Raw genomic sequence first — 18,542 nt, forward strand, 5'->3', positions numbered from 1 at the left:
GTTTCGCTGGCGGTAACTATCAAAAATGGCGAGGTTGGTCACACTGTCTATACTTACATGGCTCACATATAATTAACAACCAGCTTCGGCTGGCCATGATAAGGAGGAAACAGGGTGGATAACCAGATATCTGTACCGCCTGCGCTAACCGGAAACTACGCTTTTTTCTTTGACCTCGACGGTACTCTTGCCGATATCCAGCCGCACCCCGATCAGGTGGTGATACCCGACAGCACGCTGCAGGCGCTCAATGCGCTGGCCCAGCAGCAGGGGGGCGCGGTGGCATTGATTTCAGGGCGCTCAATGGCTGAACTTGACACGCTAACCCATCCCTGGCGGCTACCGCTGGCCGGCGTTCACGGGGCCGAGCGCCGTGATATCAATGGTAAAACCTACATCGTCTCTCTGCCGACAGCGCTGCGCGATGAGATCGCGGCTGAGCTGACGTCGGCGCTGGAAGCGCTCCCGGGATGTGAGCTGGAGAGTAAAGAGATGGCTTTCGCGCTCCACTATCGCCAGGCCCCGCAGCAGCAGAGCGCCGTGCTGGAGCTGGCGCAGCGGATTGTTCAGCGCTATCCGCTGCTGGCGTTACAGCTTGGCAAGTGCGTGGTGGAGATTAAACCCCGCGGCGTCAACAAAGGGGAGGCGATTACCGCGTTCATGCAGGAGGCGCCATTCGCCGGCCGCGAACCGGTTTTTGTCGGCGATGATTTGACCGACGAGGCGGGATTCAGCGTCGTTAATCAACTGCAGGGAATGTCGGTAAAAGTTGGCGCCGGGGAAACTCAGGCGCACTGGCGGTTGGCGGATGCCGCCGCTGTAAGGACGTGGTTGCAACATCTGGCGTATGACGCGCAAACCGAAAGGAGGGATGACCATGAGTCGTTTAGTCGTAGTCTCTAACCGTATCGCCTTACCGGACGATAAAAAATCGAGCGCTGGCGGTCTGGCCGTCGGCATCCTGGGGGCACTGAGAGCGGCGGGGGGTCTGTGGTTTGGCTGGAGCGGCGAGATTGGCGATGACCAGCAGCCGCTCAAGCAGGTCTCCCGCGGGAATATTTCATGGGCGTCGTTCAACCTTAATGAACGGGACCATGATGAATACTACAACCAGTTCTCTAACGCCGTGCTGTGGCCGGCTTTCCACTATCGCCTTGATCTGGTCAGCTTTCAGCGCGAAGCCTGGGAGGGATATCTGCGGGTTAACGCCATGCTGGCGGACAAGCTTCTACCGCTGATTGAGCCAGACGATACGCTGTGGATCCATGATTACCATCTTCTGCCCTTCGCCAGCGAGCTGCGTAAGCGCGGAGTGAATAATCGCATCGGGTTTTTCTTACATATTCCGTTCCCGACGCCGGAGATTTTTAACGCTCTGCCGCCGCACGCTGAGCTGCTGGAGCAACTGTGCGATTACGATCTGCTGGGCTTCCAGACCGAAAGCGACAGAACCGCTTTTCTCGACAGCATTGCTATGCAGACTCGCCTATCCGACCTCGGCGATAAACGCTATCAGGCATGGGGTAAGGCGTTCAGTACCGAGGTTTATCCGATAGGGATCGATCCGGACGAAATTACGCGCAACGCTAAAGGTCCGCTGCCGCCGAAGCTGGCCCAGCTGAAGAACGAGCTGAAAAATGTGAAGAATATCTTCTCCGTGGAGCGTCTTGACTATTCGAAAGGGTTGCCGGAGCGATTCCTCGCCTACGAGACGCTGCTCGAGAAGTACCCTCAGCACCACGGCAAAATCCGTTATACCCAGATCGCACCGACCTCCCGCGGCGATGTGCAGGCCTATCAGGATATCCGCCACCAGCTGGAAACCGCAGCCGGACGCATCAACGGACAGTTTGGTCAGCTTGGCTGGACACCGCTCTACTATCTGAACCAGCATTTTGATCGTAAGCTGCTGATGAAGGTCTTCCGCTATTCTGACGTCGGGCTGGTGACGCCGCTTCGCGATGGTATGAACCTGGTGGCGAAGGAGTACGTCGCGGCGCAGGATCCGGATAACCCTGGCGTACTGGTCCTGTCGCAGTTTGCCGGGGCGGCGCAGGAGCTGACCAGCGCCCTGATCGTCAATCCTTACGATCGCGACGAGGTTGCCGCCGCGCTGGATCGCGCGCTCAGCATGCCGCTGGCGGAACGTATCGCCCGTCATTCAGCGATGCTGGACGTGATCAGAGAAAATGATATTCATAACTGGCAGGCGCGCTTTGTCGAGGATCTGCAGCATATTTCACCGCGCAGCGAGGAGAGCCGTCTGCGGGGGAAGATAGCCACCTTCCCTAAACTGGCCTAGTTCAGGAAAAGGGCTAACCGGCGTTAGCCCTTTTCAAGGGAAACCAACAGGACATCAACGCCGCAGCTGCCGACGATACTTTTCGCCGAGCAGGTGGCGCGTGAGAAGAGGGAATGGTTGTGATTGCCGCAGATCACCAGATCAACACGGTGCGACCGGCAGAAGTCCTTAATATGATGGCCTAGCTCGCCGCAGGCGATGGTCATTCTTTCTATTGGGTAGTCCGCGTGGCGAGCCAGCTCATTGAGAAACTCCCGCGTCTCTTCCTGCATCACTTCGCGCAGATTTTCCATCATCGGTGCGGCGAACTGGTTATACAGCTCCGGATCCGTAGCGAGAGTGATTAAGCTCACTTTCGCGTTAACGGGGCGGGCTATCGACACCGCTTTTTTAATTAACACCTGACTCTCCGGCGTTGGCGCGACGGCAACCAGCAGATGGGTATAAGGCATCTGGCCTCCTTGAGATACGCGGAATAACCCTTTCTTCCATTCTTTACTCCTGTTTCCCCGACTGCGCAAGGGCCGATCCCGGGATTTGCGAGCCTGTTCGTTAGTCGGCGACCTTCCAACCCGATCACATCAATGAACCCATCTTTTGATTAAAAAGAAATGCTGTTTTATAAATGAGTGAAGTGGCGACGTCATCTCTTTGTCATTTTGCCACCGGCGACTGTTCCGTGGCAAAAGTACAAAGGTAACCTCCTTTCACAGCTTTTAGTGTAGCCAGGTACCCACTCCCTTCCGGTGGCAAATCCGGAACGATTGTCGGCGTTCTTTTAAAAAAAAGACACAGGATCACGGCGATGAAAACACGAAAAATTGGACTGGCTAACTATCTGGCCTACGGCGCGGGCGATTTTCTCGGCGCCGGCACGACGGCGTTAACCGCCGCATGGCTGCTCTACTTTTACACGACCTTTTGCGGACTGACCCCGATTGAGGCCACGCTTATTTTTGCTGCCGCCCGCGTGCTGGACGCGGTGGTAAGCCCGCTGATGGGCTTTCTCACCGATAACTTTGGCACCACCTGGCTTGGTAAGCGCTTCGGCCGCAGAAAATTCTTTATTCTGCTCGGCATCCCCTGCGTATTCAGCTATTCAGCGATGTGGGTCGGCGAGATGGGCTTCTGGTACTACCTGGCGACCTATCTGCTGTTTGATATGGTCTATACCATGATTTTGGTGCCCTATGAGACGCTGGTGCCGGAGATGACCGATGACTTTAAACAGAAAACCAAATTCTCCGGCGCGCGCATTTCGATGGCGCAGATGTCGGCGATTTTAGCCTCCTTCCTGCCGGGGATCCTTCTCTCCTGGCTCGGCAAAGATAATGCCAGCTCGTTCTTCTATGCCAGTCTGGTGTTCTCGGTGCTGTGCGCGGTGATGCTGACTCTGGTCTGGTGTTTCACCTGGGAACGACCGCGGGAGGCGTGGTCGGAAGCGGCCCTGCGGGCGGAAGCGGAAAAACAAAACTTAACCCTTGCTCAGAGCCTCAATCGCCTGGTGATTGAGCTGAGTTCTACGCTGCGGATAAAAATTTTCCGCCAGCACCTCGGCATGTATCTGGGGGGCTATATCGCCCAGGACGTCTTCAATGCCGTGTTTACCTATTACGTGGTCTTTGTTCTGATGCAGGAAGCCGCCGTCGCCTCGAACCTGCTGGGGACGATGGCCATCTTCCAGTTTATTGCAGTAATCGCCATGATCCCGCTGTGCATTCGTTTTGGCCCCGCGCCGTCGTACCGCATGGTGGTGGTCCTGTTTGGCCTGAGCTCACTCTCCTACGCGCTGCTCTATTACGCCGGACTGAGCGACGTCTATTCCTTATTGCTGCTCATCTCTGCTGTCGCCGGACTGGGACGCGGCGGGATAAATTACGTACCGTGGAATACCTACACCTATATTGCCGACGTCGACGAAGCGATCACCGGCCAGCGCCGGGAGGGGATTTTTGCCGGCATCATGACCCTGACCCGCAAAGCCTCGCAGGCGGGGGCGGTGATGCTGGTGGGGATCATTATGCAGTTGTCGGGGTTTGTTTCCGGGCAAAAAATACAGCCTGAAGGGGTCAGCCATACCATTCTGCTGATCCTCAGCGTCGGCACTCTGGTGGTGTTAGCCTGCGGCTTCCTCGTCTCGCTGCGCTTCAAGCTCAACCTGCACACCCACAGCGTCCTGCGCAGCGAGACCCTCAGAATGCGCGAGCTCGGCTACGCTCAGTCGGAACAAACCAGTGCGGAACACCGTGCGGTGGTCGAGCTGCTGGCGGGGATGCCTTACGACTGTCTGTGGGGCAATAACAATATTGGCTATCTGAATCGTCATAAACCTGCTGCCCCGGCGCTCATTAAGGGCGGCGCTTTGAATTCGACATATACCCGAGGTTAACAACATGAAAGTTTGGCCGGTCAAACATAGCCCATTACTGCGTCAGCCTGAGCGTTTTATCGCCCGCAGCGAACTGCAGGCGCTGATCCGCAACGTGACGCAAAACCTGGTGAATATTAAGGATGAGAGCGGGCAATTTTTACTACGCCTGGATGACGGGCGCGTGATCGATACCAAAGGCTGGGCCGGATGGGAGTGGACCCACGGCGTTGGGCTGTACGGCATCTATCAGTATTACCAGCAAACCGGCGATATCGAGATGCGTGATATCATCGATCGCTGGTTTGCCGACCGCTTCGCCGAGGGAGCAACGACCAAAAACGTCAATACTATGGCCCCGTTTCTGACCCTGGCTTACCGCTTTGAAGAGACCGGCCGTATGGCGTATCTGCCGTGGCTGGAGAGCTGGGCGGAGTGGGCGATGCACGAGATGCCGCGCACCGAGCAGGGCGGTATGCAGCACATGACTCTGGCGGAGGAGAACCATCAGCAAATGTGGGATGACACGCTGATGATGACCGTGTTGCCGTTAGCCAAAATTGGCAAGCTGCTTAACCGCCCCCAGTATGTGGAGGAGGCAACCTACCAGTTCCTGCTCCATGTGCAGAACCTGATGGACCGGGAGACCGGGCTGTGGTTTCACGGCTGGAACTATGAGGGGCGGCATAACTTTGCCCGGGCGCGTTGGGCGCGGGGCAACAGCTGGCTCACCATGGTGATCCCGGATTTTCTGGAACTGGTGGATCTCCCCGAGGGGAATGCGGTACGGCGCTATCTGATTACAGTCCTCGACGCACAGATTGCCGCCTTAGCAGAATGCCAGGACGACAGCGGCCTGTGGCATACCTTGCTGGACGACCCGCACTCTTATCTTGAGGCCTCGGCGACCGCCGGCTTTGCCTACGGGATTCTCAAAGCGGTGCGCAAGCGTTACGTCGGGCAGCACTACGCCGGGGTGGCTGAAAAAGCGATTCGCGGGATTGTGCAGAATATTTCGCCGCAGGGGGAGCTGCTGCAGACCTCATTTGGCACCGGGATGGGGTCAGACCTCGACTTTTATCGCCAGATCCCGCTTACCTCGATGCCCTACGGTCAGGCGATGGCGATCCTTTGTCTGACGGAGTATCTACGCAAGTACTTCTGAGCAGGGCGCCCCGCTGGCGAGGCGCCGAATAAAACTAACCCGGCTTTCGCCGGGTTGCTTGTTACATACGCTCGACGGTTTCGATACCGAGGGTATCGAGACCCAGCTTGAGGGTTTTCGCCGTGAGCAGCGCCAGCTTCAGACGGCTGTTGCGGGTCTCTTCGCTTTCCGCGCTGAGGATCGGGCAGTGCTCGTAGAAGCCGGAGAACAGGCCCGCCAGATCGTAGAGGTAGGCGCACATCACGTGCGGCGTCCCTTCGCGAGCGACCACGGAGAGGGTCTCTTCAAACTGCAGCAGGCGCGCGGCCAGCTGAGCTTCGCGATCTTCGGCGATGACCACCGGCGCGTCGATCATCGCGTTTTCGTCGATGCCGGCTTTGCGGAACACGGAGAGCACGCGGGTATAGGCATACTGCATATACGGCGCGGTGTTGCCTTCGAACGCCAGCATATTATCCCAGTCGAAGACGTAGTCGGTGGTGCGGTTTTTCGACAGGTCGGCATATTTAACCGCGCCGATACCCACCACTTTCGCCAGATTTTCCAGCTCGTCAGCCGACATATCCGGGTTCTTCTCGGCCACCAGGCGACGGGCGCGCTCCAGCGCTTCGTCCAGCAGATCCGCCAGCTTCACGGTACCGCCGGCGCGGGTTTTAAACGGCTTGCCGTCTTTCCCAAGCATCATACCGAACATATGGTGCTCCAGCGGCACGGAGTCCGGCACGTAGCCTGCCTTGCGCACGATGGTCCACGCCTGCATCAGGTGCTGGTGCTGACGAGAGTCGATGTAGTAGAGCACGCGGTCGGCGTGCAGCGTTTCATAGCGATACTTCGCACAGGCGATATCGGTGGTGGTATAGAGATAGCCGCCATCCTTTTTCTGGATGATGACGCCCATCGGTTCGCCTTCCTTGTTTTTGTACTCATCAAGGAAGACCACGGTAGCGCCTTCGCTCTCAACCGCCAGCCCTTTGGCTTTCAGATCGGCGACGATCCCCGGCAGCATCGGGTTGTACAGGCTCTCACCCATCACGTCATCGCGGGTCAGGGTCACATTCAGGCGATCGTAGGTGATCTGGTTTTGCGACATGGTGATGTCGACCAGCTTACGCCACATCTGTAGGAAATACTCATCACCGCCCTGCAGCTTAACCACGTAGCTGCGCGCGCGCTCGGCGAAGGCTTCGTCTTCGTCATAGTGCTTTTTCGCTTCGCGATAGAAACCTTCGAGGTCGGCCAGGGCCATCTCGCCGGCGTTTTCCTGCTGCTGTTTTTCCAGATACGCGATCAGCATCCCGAACTGGGTGCCCCAGTCGCCGACGTGGTTGGCGCGGATCACCTTATGACCCAGGAACTCCAGGGTACGGACTGAAGCATCGCCAATGATGGTCGAACGCAGATGGCCGACGTGCATCTCTTTCGCTACGTTGGGTGCCGAGTAGTCGACGACGATAGTCTGCGCCTGCGGTTTCGTGACGCCCAGGCGCTCAGACTGCAGCGCGCGGTTGACGTTGTCCGCCAGAAACGCGGGGTCGAGGAAAATATTGATAAAGCCCGGCCCGGCGATTTCAACCTTGTTGGCAATGCCGTTGAGGTCAAGATGAGACAGTACCTGCTCTGCAAGTTGTCGCGGCGCCATACCCAGCTTTTTGGCGACAGCCATCACGCCGTTGGCCTGATAGTCGCCGAACTGAACTTTTGCTGACTGGCGGACCTGGGGTTCGCAATCGGCAGGCGCGCCTGCCGCGATCAGGGCCTGGCTGACTTTTTCTGAGAGAAGAGCCTGAATATTCACCGGAATACCTTACGTGTAATGCGCCTGCCCCCGAGGGAGGCGGCGCCATAATGTGGACAAATTAGGGCGGGAGTATACTGCATTTGTCCCCGTCCGTCAGCATTGCGCGCGGCGCGCCGGCGTGCGCAATCCATCGCCGGTCAGTTGCCCATCAGCGGGGCGGCGGTTGGTCCGCAGGCCGAAACACGGTAAATTACCTTTTCATTACTGACGAGCATTATTGACGAGCAAACCCATGGCAAACTGGCAGCAAAATGAACAACTGGCCGATATTACGGCGGATCTCCCGCGATTTTCCGATGCGCTTCAGCGCTTCACTGCGCGACTGGGACTGGAGATCGCCGGGCTCGACGCCGACCATATCTCCCTGCGCTGTCATCAGAATACCACTGCGGAACGCTGGCGCCGCGGTCTGGAGCAGTGCGGCACCCTGCTGTCGGAGAATATGATCAACGGCCGGCCCATTTGCCTGTTCAAACTGGCGGAGCCGGTCTGCGTGGCGCACTGGCGCTTCCATATCGTTGAGCTGCCGTGGCCGGGTGAAAAGCGTTATCCCCATGAAGGCTGGGAGCATATCGAAATCGTCCTGCCCGGCGATCCGGCAACCTTAAATGCCCGCGCGCTGGCGCTGCTGGCCGATGACGGACTCAGCCAGCCGGGGATCGTGGTCAAAACCAGCTCGCCGAAAGGGGAGCATGAGCGCCTGCCGAATCCTACCCTGGCGGTGACCGACGGCAGCGTGACGGTCAAATTTCATCCGTGGTCTATTGAACAAATCGTCGCCAGCGAGCAAGCCGATACGTAACAGTGTGAAGCCGCGCGGCGTCTGCCGCGTGAAATTGTGACATGCTGCAAAGGTTGTCTGGATCAGGGAGAGAGGAATGGCGGTACTGGAAGTGTGTTGCTACAGCATGGCGTGCGCCCGGGAGGCTGAGCGCTGCGGCGCCGATCGTATTGAGCTCTGCGCCGCGCCGCAGGAAGGGGGATTAACCCCCTCTTATGGGGTGCTGGTCTCGGCCCGCGAGGCGATTACTCTCCCGGTGCATCCGATCGTTCGCCCGCGCGGCAGCGATTTCTGCTACACCGAGGAAGAGTTCGCCGCGATGCTTAACGATATTCGCATGGTGCGGGATCTGGGCTTTCCCGGGCTGGTGACCGGCGTGCTGGATGCTGATGGCCAGGTCGATATCCCGCGGATGAAAAAAATAATGGCCGCGGCGGGGCCGCTGGCGGTGACCTTTCATCGCGCGTTCGATCTGTGCGCTGACCCGCGTCAGGCCTGGAAAACGCTGGGTGAGCTGGGGGTCAAACGTATCCTGACTTCCGGTCAGCAATCCTCGGCGGAGAAAGGTATTTCATTAATTACGGAACTTATTGCCGCAGGGGATACTCCAATCATTATGGCCGGTGCGGGAGTCCGCGCCGCGAACCTGTCGCTGTTTCTGCAGGCGGGGGTGAAAGAGGTCCATAGCTCGGCTGGCCACTGGTTGCCGTCGGAAATGCGCTTTCGTCATCCGGGCGTTTCGATGTCAGCCGATCCCGATGCCGATGAATACAGACGCTACGCCGTGAATGGCGCAGCGGTGGCGGAGATGAAAAGGATTATCTCCGCCTGGAGAAGTTAAACGGTTTTTTGCTGCACATCATGTCGCCCAATATGATGATTGCCCGTACCAGGCCCCTGCCCATTAAACAGGGGCCTTTTTTTATCTCGCTTTTTTCGCCAGCGACTGCTGGGTTTCCGGTTTGGTGGCAATGATCACAGCTCGTAATGGCGCCGGATAGCCTTCCACCGTTTTGCGCTGATCCTGTGGGTCGAGGAAATCGGCCAGCGATTCGGTCGTCATCCATTCGGTGCGTCGCTGCTCCTCTGTCGAGGTGACGCAGGCGTCGACGATGCGCACGTCAATAAACCCGCACTTCTCCAGCCACATTTTCAGGGCCGCCGCCGAGGGGATAAAATAGACGTTGCGCATTTGCGCATAGCGGTCGCCCGGTACCAGCACCGTATTTTCATCTCCTTCAACCACCAGCGTCTCCAGCACCAGCTCGCCCCCTGGCGCCAGCTGATCTTTCAGCTGCCACAGATGGTCCAGCGGCGAGCGGCGGTGGTAGAGCACCCCCATCGAGAACACGGTGTCGAAGGCCTCCAGCGCCGGCAGCTGCTCGATGCCCAGCGGCAGCAAATGCGCCCGCTGGTCGTTACCGAGCAGCTTACGCACCGCTTCAAACTGGCACAGGAACAGCTGGGTGGGATCGATACCGACCGCCAGATGTGCGCCGGCGCCGATCATCCGCCACATGTGATAGCCGCTGCCGCAGCCCACGTCGAGGATAGTCCGGCCAGTGAGATCGGACAGGTGCGGCAGAACGCGCTCCCATTTCCAGTCGGATCGCCATTCGGTATCGATATTGATGCCGTACAGCGAATAAGGGCCTTTGCGCCACGGCATCAGGTTTTTAAGCAGATTTTCGATCCGCCGCTGATGGCCTTCGCTGAGCGGCGTTTCGCTCTCGGCGGTGACGCTGTGCAGAAGATCCAGACGCCAGGGCGTTAACTCCGGCAGAAATTCTACGGCGCGCTCCCATTCACGAAACTTGCCGTGCAGGGCATCGCGCTGCCAGGCGGCTACCTGGGCAGGCAGCGTCTCCAGCCAGTGAGACAGCGGGCTTTTGGCGATCAGCTGATAGAAGTTACTGAAGTCGATCATGCCTGCTCCCCGGCTTTAACAGCCACCAGCGAGCCAAAGTTAAAGCACTGGAACCACAGTTCGGCATGTTCAAACCCAGCCTGACGCAGGCGGGCTTTATGGGTTTCGACGGAGTCCGTCAGCATCACATTTTCCAGCATGCTGCGTTTCTGGCTGATCTCCAGTTCGCTGTAGCCGTTGGCGCGCTTAAAGTCATGATGCATATTGAACAACAGTTCGCCAACGTGGGCGTCTTCGAAGCTGAATTTTTCCGAGAGCACCAGCGCGCCGCCCGGATTCAGCCCCTGATAGACTTTGTTGAGGATCGCCTGGCGATCGCCCGGCTCAAGGAACTGAATAGTAAAGTTCAGGATCACCAGCGAGGCGTTTTCAATGGTCACGTCGCGGATATCCCCTTCAATCACTTCGACCGGCGTCGGCGCTTTATAAGCGTCAATATGGCGACGGCAGCGCTCCACCATCGCGGGAGAGTTATCGATAGCGATAATGCGACAGCCCGGATGGCTAATATTGCGGCGCACGGAGAGGGTGGCGGCGCCCAGCGAACAGCCAAGATCGTAAACCTGAGTGTTGGGCTGAACGAAGCGCTCGGCCAGCATGCCGATCATCGAGATGATATTGGAGTAGCCGGGCACAGAACGCTGGATCATATCGGGGAAGACTTCAGCAACCCGTTCATCAAAGGTCCAGTCGCCGAGGCTGGCAATCGGCGCGGAAAAAAGCGTATCGCGGTGAGACATAACGTTAAACCCGAAAAAACGAAAACGGCGTATTGTGCGCTAACGGAGGGAGAAAACCAACTCCCAGGGCATATACCAGAGATTGGCCAGCACCATTAGCAACAACGCGCACCAGGTGGCGCTCATGCCGGAGCGGCGCCAGTAGTAGACGCGGTGATGAAAACCCCAGGAGTGCATCAGTCGCCCGACAATCAATAAAATGCCGCAAACGTGCACCATCCAGGTCTGAGCGCCGTTCATCTCCATAAATAACAGCAAAATGAGGCCAATCGGCACATATTCGACGGCATTGCCGTGAACGCGGATGGCAACCTGCAGCTCGCTAAAGCCGCCGTCACCGTAGCCTACATGGTATTGGGTGCGCAGACGCACCACGTCAAATGAGAACTTCACTAACAATAACGCACCTAAAACGGCATACAGCGCGCTGACCATACGAAAACTCCCTTTAACTCTGGCAGATGGCTCCGGATATGATAGCAGGATATCAGAAAAGAGAAGATTGCTGCGGAATCGACGGCGCATTTCCTGCCGCCGGCAGGGCAGCGCGCAGGTCACCCCACAGGGTATCCACCAGCGCCGGGGCGAAGGCAATGTCCGGAGTATGCAGGAACAACCACGGGGTCCCCGACTGATGCCACTTCGCCAGGGTCTGAAGCCAGACGCGAAACAGTTCCCGGTTATGGGCCATATCGTCACCGCCGATAAAGCGCACCATTGGCTGTCGGGCGGTCATCACCGCATGTACCGGCACCTTCGGTTTCTTTTGTTGGGCATCGATCATCGCCGGACTGGTGGCCGCAGCGCTATGGACCGGGCGGCTGTCGAGGATCACGCGGTTGACGTTACGCTCGTGCAGCCCGCGGTTGAGCTGCTGTTCCGCTTCCCCTTTGGCGAAAAACTCGGGATGACGAACTTCGACGCCGTAGGTGAAATCCTTCGGCAGTCCGTCGAGAAAATGCCATAGCGCGGGGAGATCGCGAGGACCGAACGTCGCCGGCAGCTGCAGCCAGTACTGGCCGATGCGCGAGGCCAGCGGCGCCAGGCGGGCAAAAAATTCGCTGCTTAACTCGTCGCAATGGCGCAGGGCGGCCTGGTGCGAGATGGTGGCCGGGAATTTGAAGCAGAAGCGGAAGTCATCGTGGGTCTGTTCGTACCAGCGGGCGACAATCTCCGGCTTTGGTAGCGCATACAGGGTGGTGTTGCCCTCCACGCAGTTAAAGTGGCGGGCGTACTCTTCAAGGCTGGTGATGCCAAGGCGCACCCATTTCGGGTGCGACCACTGGGGAAGCCCAATATAAATCATAGCGCCGTGAGGATCTCCTCGGTACTGCGCACCCGGCCGATGCGCGGGAAAATATGCGTCATACTGCCCTGATGCTGCTCGGCGGAGGCGGCGCTGCAGGCATCTTCGGCGATGACCAGGTTAAAACCCAGCTCCCAGGCATTGCGGGCGGTGGATTCGACGCCGATGTTGGTGGAGATGCCGCAGAGAATAATGGTGTCGATCCCGCGGCGGCGCAGCTGAAGCTCAAGGTCGGTGCCATAGAACGCGCCCCACTGGCGTTTGGTCACTTCGATATCGCTCTCCTGCTTACCCAGCGTGGCCGGGTAGGTCCACCAGTTTTCGGGCAGCGTATGCGCCCCGGCCTGAGCGTCGACAGGCTGTTTCAGCGCTTCGGCGAAATCGGCCGACCAGCCCACGCGGACCATGATGACCGGCGAACCCTGTTGCCGGCACTTGTCTGCCAGGCGAGCGGCGCGCGCCACCACCTCGTCAGCCCGATGCGGGCCGCCGGCGAAAGGCAGAATGCCTTCCTGCAGATCGATTACCACCAGCGCCGTGTTTTTTGCATTGAGTTCTAACATGGTATCCCCGTATCTTCATCTGTTGTCAGGCGGCTACAATACCTTTGCGGCTTCAGCAAAAGAGTAACAAATTTTGTTAATTTATGTGAGTGTGGATGTTAAGCGCGCAGCAAAGCAGCGTACATCGTGCGTCGGACTTATCGAACGACAGAATTTCCAGTATAATAGCCGCCTTTTTTCATTCAGTTGTGACATCAGCTAAAGCTGCGACCTCGTCGCCTGCAGGGCAGACGACAATCCGCCGACGGCTAAGTTAAGGGATATCTCATGCGTACAGAATATTGCGGACAGCTTCGACAGTCCCACGTTGGGCAGCAGGTGACTCTGTGTGGTTGGGTCAACCGCCGTCGCGATCTCGGTAGCCTCATTTTTATCGATATGCGCGACCGCGAAGGCATCGTTCAGGTGTTTTTCGATCCGGATCGTGCGGATGCGTTGAAGTTAGCCTCTGAACTGCGTAATGAGTTCTGCATTCAGGTCACTGGCACCGTTCGCGCGCGTGAAGAGAAAAACATCAACGCGGACATGGCCACCGGCGCTATCGAAGTGCTGGCTTCCGATCTGACGATCATTAACCGCTCAGAATCGCTGCCGCTGGACTCCAATCACGTCAACACCGAAGAAGCGCGTCTGAAATACCGCTACCTCGACCTGCGTCGTCCGGAGATGGCGCAGCGCCTGAAAACCCGCGCGAAAATTACCAGCTTTGTGCGCCGCTTTATGGACGACCATGGCTTCCTCGACATCGAAACCCCGATGCTGACTAAAGCCACCCCGGAAGGCGCCCGCGATTACCTCGTGCCTTCCCGCGTGCACAAAGGCAAATTCTACGCGCTGCCGCAGTCGCCGCAGCTGTTCAAACAGCTGCTGATGATGTCCGGCTTCGATCGCTATTATCAGATCGTTAAATGTTTCCGCGATGAAGACCTGCGTGCCGACCGTCAGCCTGAATTCACCCAGATCGACGTGGAAACCTCCTTTATGACCGCGCCGCAGGTGCGTGAGATCATGGAGGCGATGGTGCGTCAGCTGTGGCTGGAAGTGAAAGGCGTCGACCTGGGCGAGTTCCCGATCATGACCTTCGCCGAAGCCGAACGTCGCTATGGCTCCGATAAACCGGATCTGCGTAACCCGATGGAGCTGGTGGACGTCGCCGACCTGCTGAAGTCTGTGGAATTCGCGGTCTTTGCCGGCCCGGCCAACGATCCGAAAGGGCGCGTGGCGGCCCTGCGCGTCCCGGGCGGGGCCTCTCTGACCCGCAAGCTGATTGACGAATACGGCAACTTTGTGAAGATCTACGGCGCGAAAGGGCTGGCCTATATTAAAGTGACCGAGCGTGCCAAAGGCATGGACGGGATCAACAGCCCGGTGGCCAAATTCCTGACCGCTGAAATCGTGGAAGCGATCCTTGACCGCACCGGCGCGCAGGATGGAGACATGATCTTCTTCGGCGCCGACAACAAGAAAGTAGTGGCCGACGCGCTGGGCGCGCTGCGTCTGAAGCTGGGTAAAGACCTGAGTCTGACTGACGAGAGCAAATGGGCGCCGCTGTGGGTGATCGACTTCCCGATGTTCGAAGACGACGGCGAAGGCGGCCTGACGGCGATGCACCATCCGTTCACCTCGCCGAAAGATATGACCGCGGATGAGCTGAAAGCCGCGCCGGAAGAGGCTGTAGCCAACGCCTACGATATGGTTATTAACGGTTATGAAGTCGGCGGCGGTTCGGTGCGAATCCACCGCGGCGAGATGCAGCAGACCGTATTTGGTATTCTGGGCATTAACGAACAGGAACAGCGTGAGAAATTCGGCTTCCTGCTGGATGCGCTGAAGTACGGTACGCCGCCGCATGCGGGTCTGGCCTTCGGTCTTGACCGTCTGACCATGCTGCTGACCGGTACCGATAACATCCGCGACGTTATCGCTTTCCCGAAAACCACCGCGGCCGCCTGCCTGATGACCGAAGCGCCAAGCTTCGCCAATCCTGCGGCGCTCGGTGAACTGGGTATTCAGGTTGTGGAGAAAGAGGCAAAAGCGTCTCTGGAGAACAAGTAATATGTCATTTAAGCTGCCCGTTTCGGTGCTGGTGGTGATTTACGCCGAAGATACGAAACGGGTGCTGATGTTGCAGCGGCGCGACGATCCCGCGTTCTGGCAGTCGGTCACCGGCAGCCTGGAAGCTGGAGAGACCGCGCTGCAGGCCGCCGCGCGTGAAGTAAAGGAAGAGGTCGCCATTGACGTTGCCTGCGAGCAACTGACCTTAATCGACTGTCAGCGCACGGTGGAGTTCGAGATATTTTCTCATTTGCGTCATCGCTATGCGCCGGGTGTAGAGCGCAATACGGAATTCTGGTTCTGTCTTGCGCTGCCTCATGAGCGGGAGATTACTTTCACCGAACATCTGGCCTATCGCTGGGTCAGCGCGACGGAAGCCGCTGCGCTGACCAAGTCGTGGAGCAACCGGCAGGCGATTGAAGAATTTGTAATTAACGCCGCCTGAAAGGGCGCGCTTTTTGGAGAGTTTTTTATGGCAGGTCATAGTAAATGGGCCAACACCAAACACCGCAAAGCGGCACAGGATGCCAAACGCGGTAAAATCTTTACGAAAATCATTCGCGAGCTGGTCACCGCCGCGCGTCTGGGCGGCGGCGATCCGGCTTCCAACCCGCGTCTGCGTGCGGCCGTTGATAAAGCGCTGTCTAACAACATGACTCGCGACACCCTGAACCGCGCCATCGCGCGCGGCGTCGGCGGCGATGAAGACGCGAACATGGAAACCATCATTTATGAAGGCTACGGTCCTGGCGGCACCGCGGTGATGGTGGAATGTCTGTCCGACAACCGTAACCGTACCGTTGCGGAAGTGCGTCACGCCTTCACCAAAACCGGGGGTAACCTCGGCACCGATGGTTCCGTCTCCTACCTGTTCAGCAAGAAAGGCGTTATCTCCTTCGAGAAAGGCGATGAAGACACTATCATGGAAGCGGCGCTGGAAGCAGGCGCAGAAGACGTGGTGACCTATGACGACGGCGCCATCGACGTCTACACCGCCTGGGAAGAGATGGGCGCCGTGCGCGACGCGCTGGAAGCCGCCGGCCTGAAAGCCGACGCTGCCGAAGTCTCAATGATTCCGTCCACCAAAGCGGATATGGATGCCGAGACGGCGCCGAAGCTGCTGCGTCTGATCGATATGCTCGAAGACTGCGACGACGTGCAGGAAGTGTACCATAACGGCGAGATCTCCGACGAGGTCGCAGCCACCCTGTGATGCAGCCGCATCCACGGTTAACCGGAGGCGCGTGATGGCTATTATTCTCGGCATTGACCCGGGGTCGCGCGTTACCGGTTATGGCGTGATCCGCCAGGTTGGGCGGCAGCTGAGCTACCTGGGCAGCGGATGCATCCGCACCAAAGTGGACGATCTGCCGTCGCGGCTGAAGCTGATCTACGCCGGGGTGACGGAGATCATCACCCAGTTCCAGCCCGACTATTTCGCCATTGAGCAGGTCTTTATGGCCAAGAATGCCGACTCGGCGTTAAAGCTCGGGCAGGCGCGTGGGGTGGCGATCGTCGCAGCGACCAATCAGGCGCTGCCGGTGTTTGAATACGCCGCCCGTCAGGTCAAGCAGACCGTGGTCGGGATTGGCAGCGCCGAAAAGAGCCAGGTCCAGCATATGGTGCGCACCTTGCTCAAGCTGCCCGCCAATCCGCAGGCGGATGCGGCGGATGCGCTGGCGATCGCCATCACCCATTGCCATGTCAGCCAGAATGCCGCTCAGATCAGCGAGGCCCGGCTCAATCTGGCGCGGGGGCGCTTACGATAATCGCAAATCAGGCTGGATATCTATCCAGCCTTTTTTTATGATACCGCCTGATACTTAGACCATAACGCAGGAGCCCCACGTGATAGGCAGACTCAGAGGCATCATTCTCGAAAAACAACCCCCGCTGGTGTTGCTGGAAACGGCGGGCGTCGGCTATGAAGTGCATATGCCAATGACCTGCTTCTATGAGCTGCCGGAGGCCGGGCAGGAGGCGATCGTCTTCACCCACTTTGTGGTGCGTGAAGATGCCCAGCTGCTGTATGGGTTTAACAACAAACAGGAACGTACCCTGTTTAAAGAGCTGATTAAAACCAACGGCGTGGGGCCCAAGCTGGCGCTGGCGATCCTCTCCGGCATGTCGGCGCAGCAGTTCGTCAACGCCGTTGAACGGGAAGAGGTCGCCTCGCTGGTGAAGCTGCCGGGGATTGGCAAAAAAACCGCTGAACGTCTGATCGTTGAGATGAAAGACCGCTTCAAAGGGCTGCACGGCGACCTGTTCACCCCGGCGGCCGATCTGGTGCTGACCTCGCCGGCAGGCCCAACGGCGGACGATGCCGAGCAGGAAGCGGTTGCCGCGCTGGTCGCGCTGGGCTATAAACCGCAGGAGGCCAGCCGGATGGTCAGCAAGATCGCGCGTCCGGACGCCAACAGTGAAACGCTAATTCGCGAAGCGCTGCGCGCTGCGTTGTGAGGTAAGGGATGATTGAAGCAGACCGGCTGGTATCGGCAGACAGCAGCGGCTTTGAAGAGGCCGCTGACCGCGCCATCCGCCCAAAATTGCTGGCAGAGTATGTCGGCCAGCCGCAGGTGCGTTCGCAGATGGAGATCTTTATCCAGGCGGCGAAGCTGCGCGGCGACGCCCTCGATCACCTGCTGATTTTTGGCCCGCCAGGGTTGGGGAAAACCACCCTGGCCAATATCGTCGCCAATGAAATGGGGGTGAATCTGCGTACCACCTCCGGCCCGGTGCTGGAGAAGGCGGGCGATCTCGCCGCGATGCTCACCAACCTCGAACCGCACGATGTTCTGTTTATCGATGAGATCCATCGCCTCTCGCCGGTGGTGGAAGAGGTGCTCTATCCGGCAATGGAAGACTACCAGCTGGATATTATGATTGGCGAAGGTCCCGCGGCGCGTTCCATCAAGATCGATCTGCCGCCGTTTACCCTGATCGGCGCCACCACCCGCGCCGGTTCGTTGACCTCGCCGCTGCGCGACCGCTTTGGCATCGTGCAGCGTCTGGAGTTCTATCAGATCCCCGATCTGCAGCATATTGTCAGCCGCAGCGCCCGCCATATGGGGCTGGAGATGAGCGACGAGGGCGCGCTGGAAGTAGCCCGCCGTTCACGCGGCACGCCGCGTATTGCCAACCGTCTGCTGCGCCGGGTGCGTGACTTTGCGGAAGTGCGCCACGACGGCACCATCTCCGCCGATATTGCCGCCCAGGCGCTGGATATGCTTAACGTCGATGCGGAAGGGTTCGACTATATGGACCGTAAGCTGCTGCTGGCGGTGATAGATAAGTTCTTTGGCGGCCCGGTGGGGCTGGATAACCTCGCCGCCGCGATTGGCGAAGAGCGGGAAACCATTGAAGATGTACTGGAGCCCTACTTAATTCAGCAGGGCTTTCTGCAGCGTACGCCGCGGGGAAGAATGGCGACGGTGCGCGCCTGGAATCATTTCGGGATTACGCCGCCGGAAATGCCGTAGCGCGTTGCGGTTGAGCAGTTTATGGTGAAGCCCGGTCAGCAGCGTGACCGGGCTTTTT

General features: G+C 58.4%; 19 protein-coding genes. 12 read left to right on the forward strand and 7 right to left on the reverse strand.

The genetic code is table 11. The features are described from left to right. Positions 1–114: 114 nt before the first annotated feature. The gene (otsB, locus tag RRF55_RS08615) at positions 115–903 is read left to right on the forward strand and encodes a trehalose-phosphatase (RefSeq protein ID WP_032415194.1); all 789 of its coding nucleotides are present in this window, start codon (positions 115–117) and stop codon (positions 901–903) included. Then, a complete protein-coding gene (otsA, locus tag RRF55_RS08620; RefSeq protein WP_004175414.1) occupies positions 878–2,302 on the forward strand; it encodes an alpha,alpha-trehalose-phosphate synthase in 1,425 nt (474 codons plus the stop codon). The genes otsB and otsA overlap by 26 nt, the downstream gene beginning before the upstream one ends. A gap of 23 nt (positions 2,303–2,325) precedes the next feature. Here the strand turns inward: otsA and uspC are convergent, their stop codons facing one another. Beyond that, entirely contained in the window at positions 2,326–2,754 is a 429-nt protein-coding gene (uspC, locus tag RRF55_RS08625) for a universal stress protein UspC (RefSeq protein WP_002911500.1), read from the reverse strand. 353 nt (positions 2,755–3,107) lie between these two features. Here uspC and RRF55_RS08630 point away from each other — a divergent pair, with 353 nt between their 5' ends. Then, on the forward strand, positions 3,108–4,691 hold the full coding sequence (locus RRF55_RS08630; RefSeq protein WP_002911499.1) for an MFS transporter: 1,584 nt from the start codon (positions 3,108–3,110) through the stop codon (positions 4,689–4,691). A gap of 4 nt (positions 4,692–4,695) precedes the next feature. Further along, on the forward strand, positions 4,696–5,835 hold the full coding sequence (gene bglB, locus RRF55_RS08635) for a beta-galactosidase BglB (protein WP_002911497.1): 1,140 nt from the start codon (positions 4,696–4,698) through the stop codon (positions 5,833–5,835). A gap of 61 nt (positions 5,836–5,896) precedes the next feature. On the opposite strand, the gene argS is transcribed toward bglB, so the two are convergent. Next, positions 5,897–7,630, reverse strand: a complete 1,734-nt coding sequence (gene argS / locus RRF55_RS08640; RefSeq protein ID WP_004151452.1) for an arginine--tRNA ligase — start codon at positions 7,628–7,630, stop codon at positions 5,897–5,899. Between the two features lie 235 nt (positions 7,631–7,865). Between argS and RRF55_RS08645 the strand changes: the two genes are divergently transcribed. Together RRF55_RS08645 and cutC are read left to right on the forward strand one after the other, a co-directional pair. Then, on the forward strand, positions 7,866–8,435 hold the full coding sequence (locus RRF55_RS08645; protein ID WP_002911491.1) for a VOC family protein: 570 nt from the start codon (positions 7,866–7,868) through the stop codon (positions 8,433–8,435). A gap of 76 nt (positions 8,436–8,511) precedes the next feature. Beyond that, the gene (cutC, locus tag RRF55_RS08650) at positions 8,512–9,255 is read left to right on the forward strand and encodes a copper homeostasis protein CutC (protein ID WP_064153315.1); all 744 of its coding nucleotides are present in this window, start codon (positions 8,512–8,514) and stop codon (positions 9,253–9,255) included. 81 nt (positions 9,256–9,336) lie between these two features. Here the strand turns inward: cutC and cmoB are convergent, their stop codons facing one another. From cmoB to RRF55_RS08675, 5 genes are read right to left on the reverse strand one after another with little or no spacing between them, the layout of a single operon-like run. Continuing rightward, the gene (gene cmoB / locus RRF55_RS08655; protein ID WP_004151451.1) at positions 9,337–10,341 is read right to left on the reverse strand and encodes a tRNA 5-methoxyuridine(34)/uridine 5-oxyacetic acid(34) synthase CmoB; all 1,005 of its coding nucleotides are present in this window, start codon (positions 10,339–10,341) and stop codon (positions 9,337–9,339) included. Then, positions 10,338–11,081 (reverse strand): carboxy-S-adenosyl-L-methionine synthase CmoA, encoded by a 744-nt coding sequence (gene cmoA, locus RRF55_RS08660; RefSeq protein ID WP_002911486.1) that lies wholly within the window; start codon positions 11,079–11,081, stop codon positions 10,338–10,340. The genes cmoB and cmoA overlap by 4 nt, the downstream gene beginning before the upstream one ends. Before the next feature lie 39 nt (positions 11,082–11,120). Continuing rightward, the gene (locus tag RRF55_RS08665; RefSeq protein ID WP_002911484.1) at positions 11,121–11,516 is read right to left on the reverse strand and encodes an MAPEG family protein; all 396 of its coding nucleotides are present in this window, start codon (positions 11,514–11,516) and stop codon (positions 11,121–11,123) included. Between the two features lie 52 nt (positions 11,517–11,568). Then, complete coding sequence (locus tag RRF55_RS08670) at positions 11,569–12,387, reverse strand: DUF72 domain-containing protein (RefSeq protein WP_002911483.1); 819 nt, start codon at positions 12,385–12,387, stop codon at positions 11,569–11,571. Continuing rightward, positions 12,384–12,950: a hydrolase gene (locus tag RRF55_RS08675; protein WP_004145564.1), complete on the reverse strand. Its 567-nt coding sequence runs from the start codon at positions 12,948–12,950 to the stop codon at positions 12,384–12,386. Before RRF55_RS08675 ends, RRF55_RS08670 begins: the two co-directional genes overlap by 4 nt. Before the next feature lie 267 nt (positions 12,951–13,217). On the opposite strand from RRF55_RS08675, the gene aspS reads away from it, so the two are divergent. The 6 genes from aspS (at position 13,218) to ruvB (ending at position 18,484) form a co-directional block, all read left to right on the forward strand. After that, entirely contained in the window at positions 13,218–15,005 is a 1,788-nt protein-coding gene (gene aspS / locus RRF55_RS08680) for an aspartate--tRNA ligase (protein ID WP_002911479.1), read from the forward strand. 1 nt (position 15,006) lies between these two features. Continuing rightward, positions 15,007–15,450: a dihydroneopterin triphosphate diphosphatase gene (gene nudB / locus RRF55_RS08685; RefSeq protein WP_002911477.1), complete on the forward strand. Its 444-nt coding sequence runs from the start codon at positions 15,007–15,009 to the stop codon at positions 15,448–15,450. 27 nt (positions 15,451–15,477) lie between these two features. Further along, complete coding sequence (locus tag RRF55_RS08690; protein ID WP_002911459.1) at positions 15,478–16,218, forward strand: YebC/PmpR family DNA-binding transcriptional regulator; 741 nt, start codon at positions 15,478–15,480, stop codon at positions 16,216–16,218. A gap of 34 nt (positions 16,219–16,252) precedes the next feature. Continuing rightward, on the forward strand, positions 16,253–16,774 hold the full coding sequence (gene ruvC, locus RRF55_RS08695; RefSeq protein WP_021467157.1) for a crossover junction endodeoxyribonuclease RuvC: 522 nt from the start codon (positions 16,253–16,255) through the stop codon (positions 16,772–16,774). A 79-nt stretch (positions 16,775–16,853) separates the two neighbouring features. Next, positions 16,854–17,465 (forward strand): Holliday junction branch migration protein RuvA, encoded by a 612-nt coding sequence (gene ruvA / locus RRF55_RS08700; RefSeq protein WP_002911454.1) that lies wholly within the window; start codon positions 16,854–16,856, stop codon positions 17,463–17,465. 8 nt (positions 17,466–17,473) lie between these two features. Beyond that, entirely contained in the window at positions 17,474–18,484 is a 1,011-nt protein-coding gene (ruvB, locus tag RRF55_RS08705; RefSeq protein ID WP_004148860.1) for a Holliday junction branch migration DNA helicase RuvB, read from the forward strand. Positions 18,485–18,542: the final 58 nt, after the last annotated feature.

The organism is Klebsiella sp. K47 (assembly GCF_051858335.1).
GTDB classification, from domain to species: Bacteria; Pseudomonadota; Gammaproteobacteria; order Enterobacterales; family Enterobacteriaceae; genus Klebsiella; species Klebsiella pneumoniae.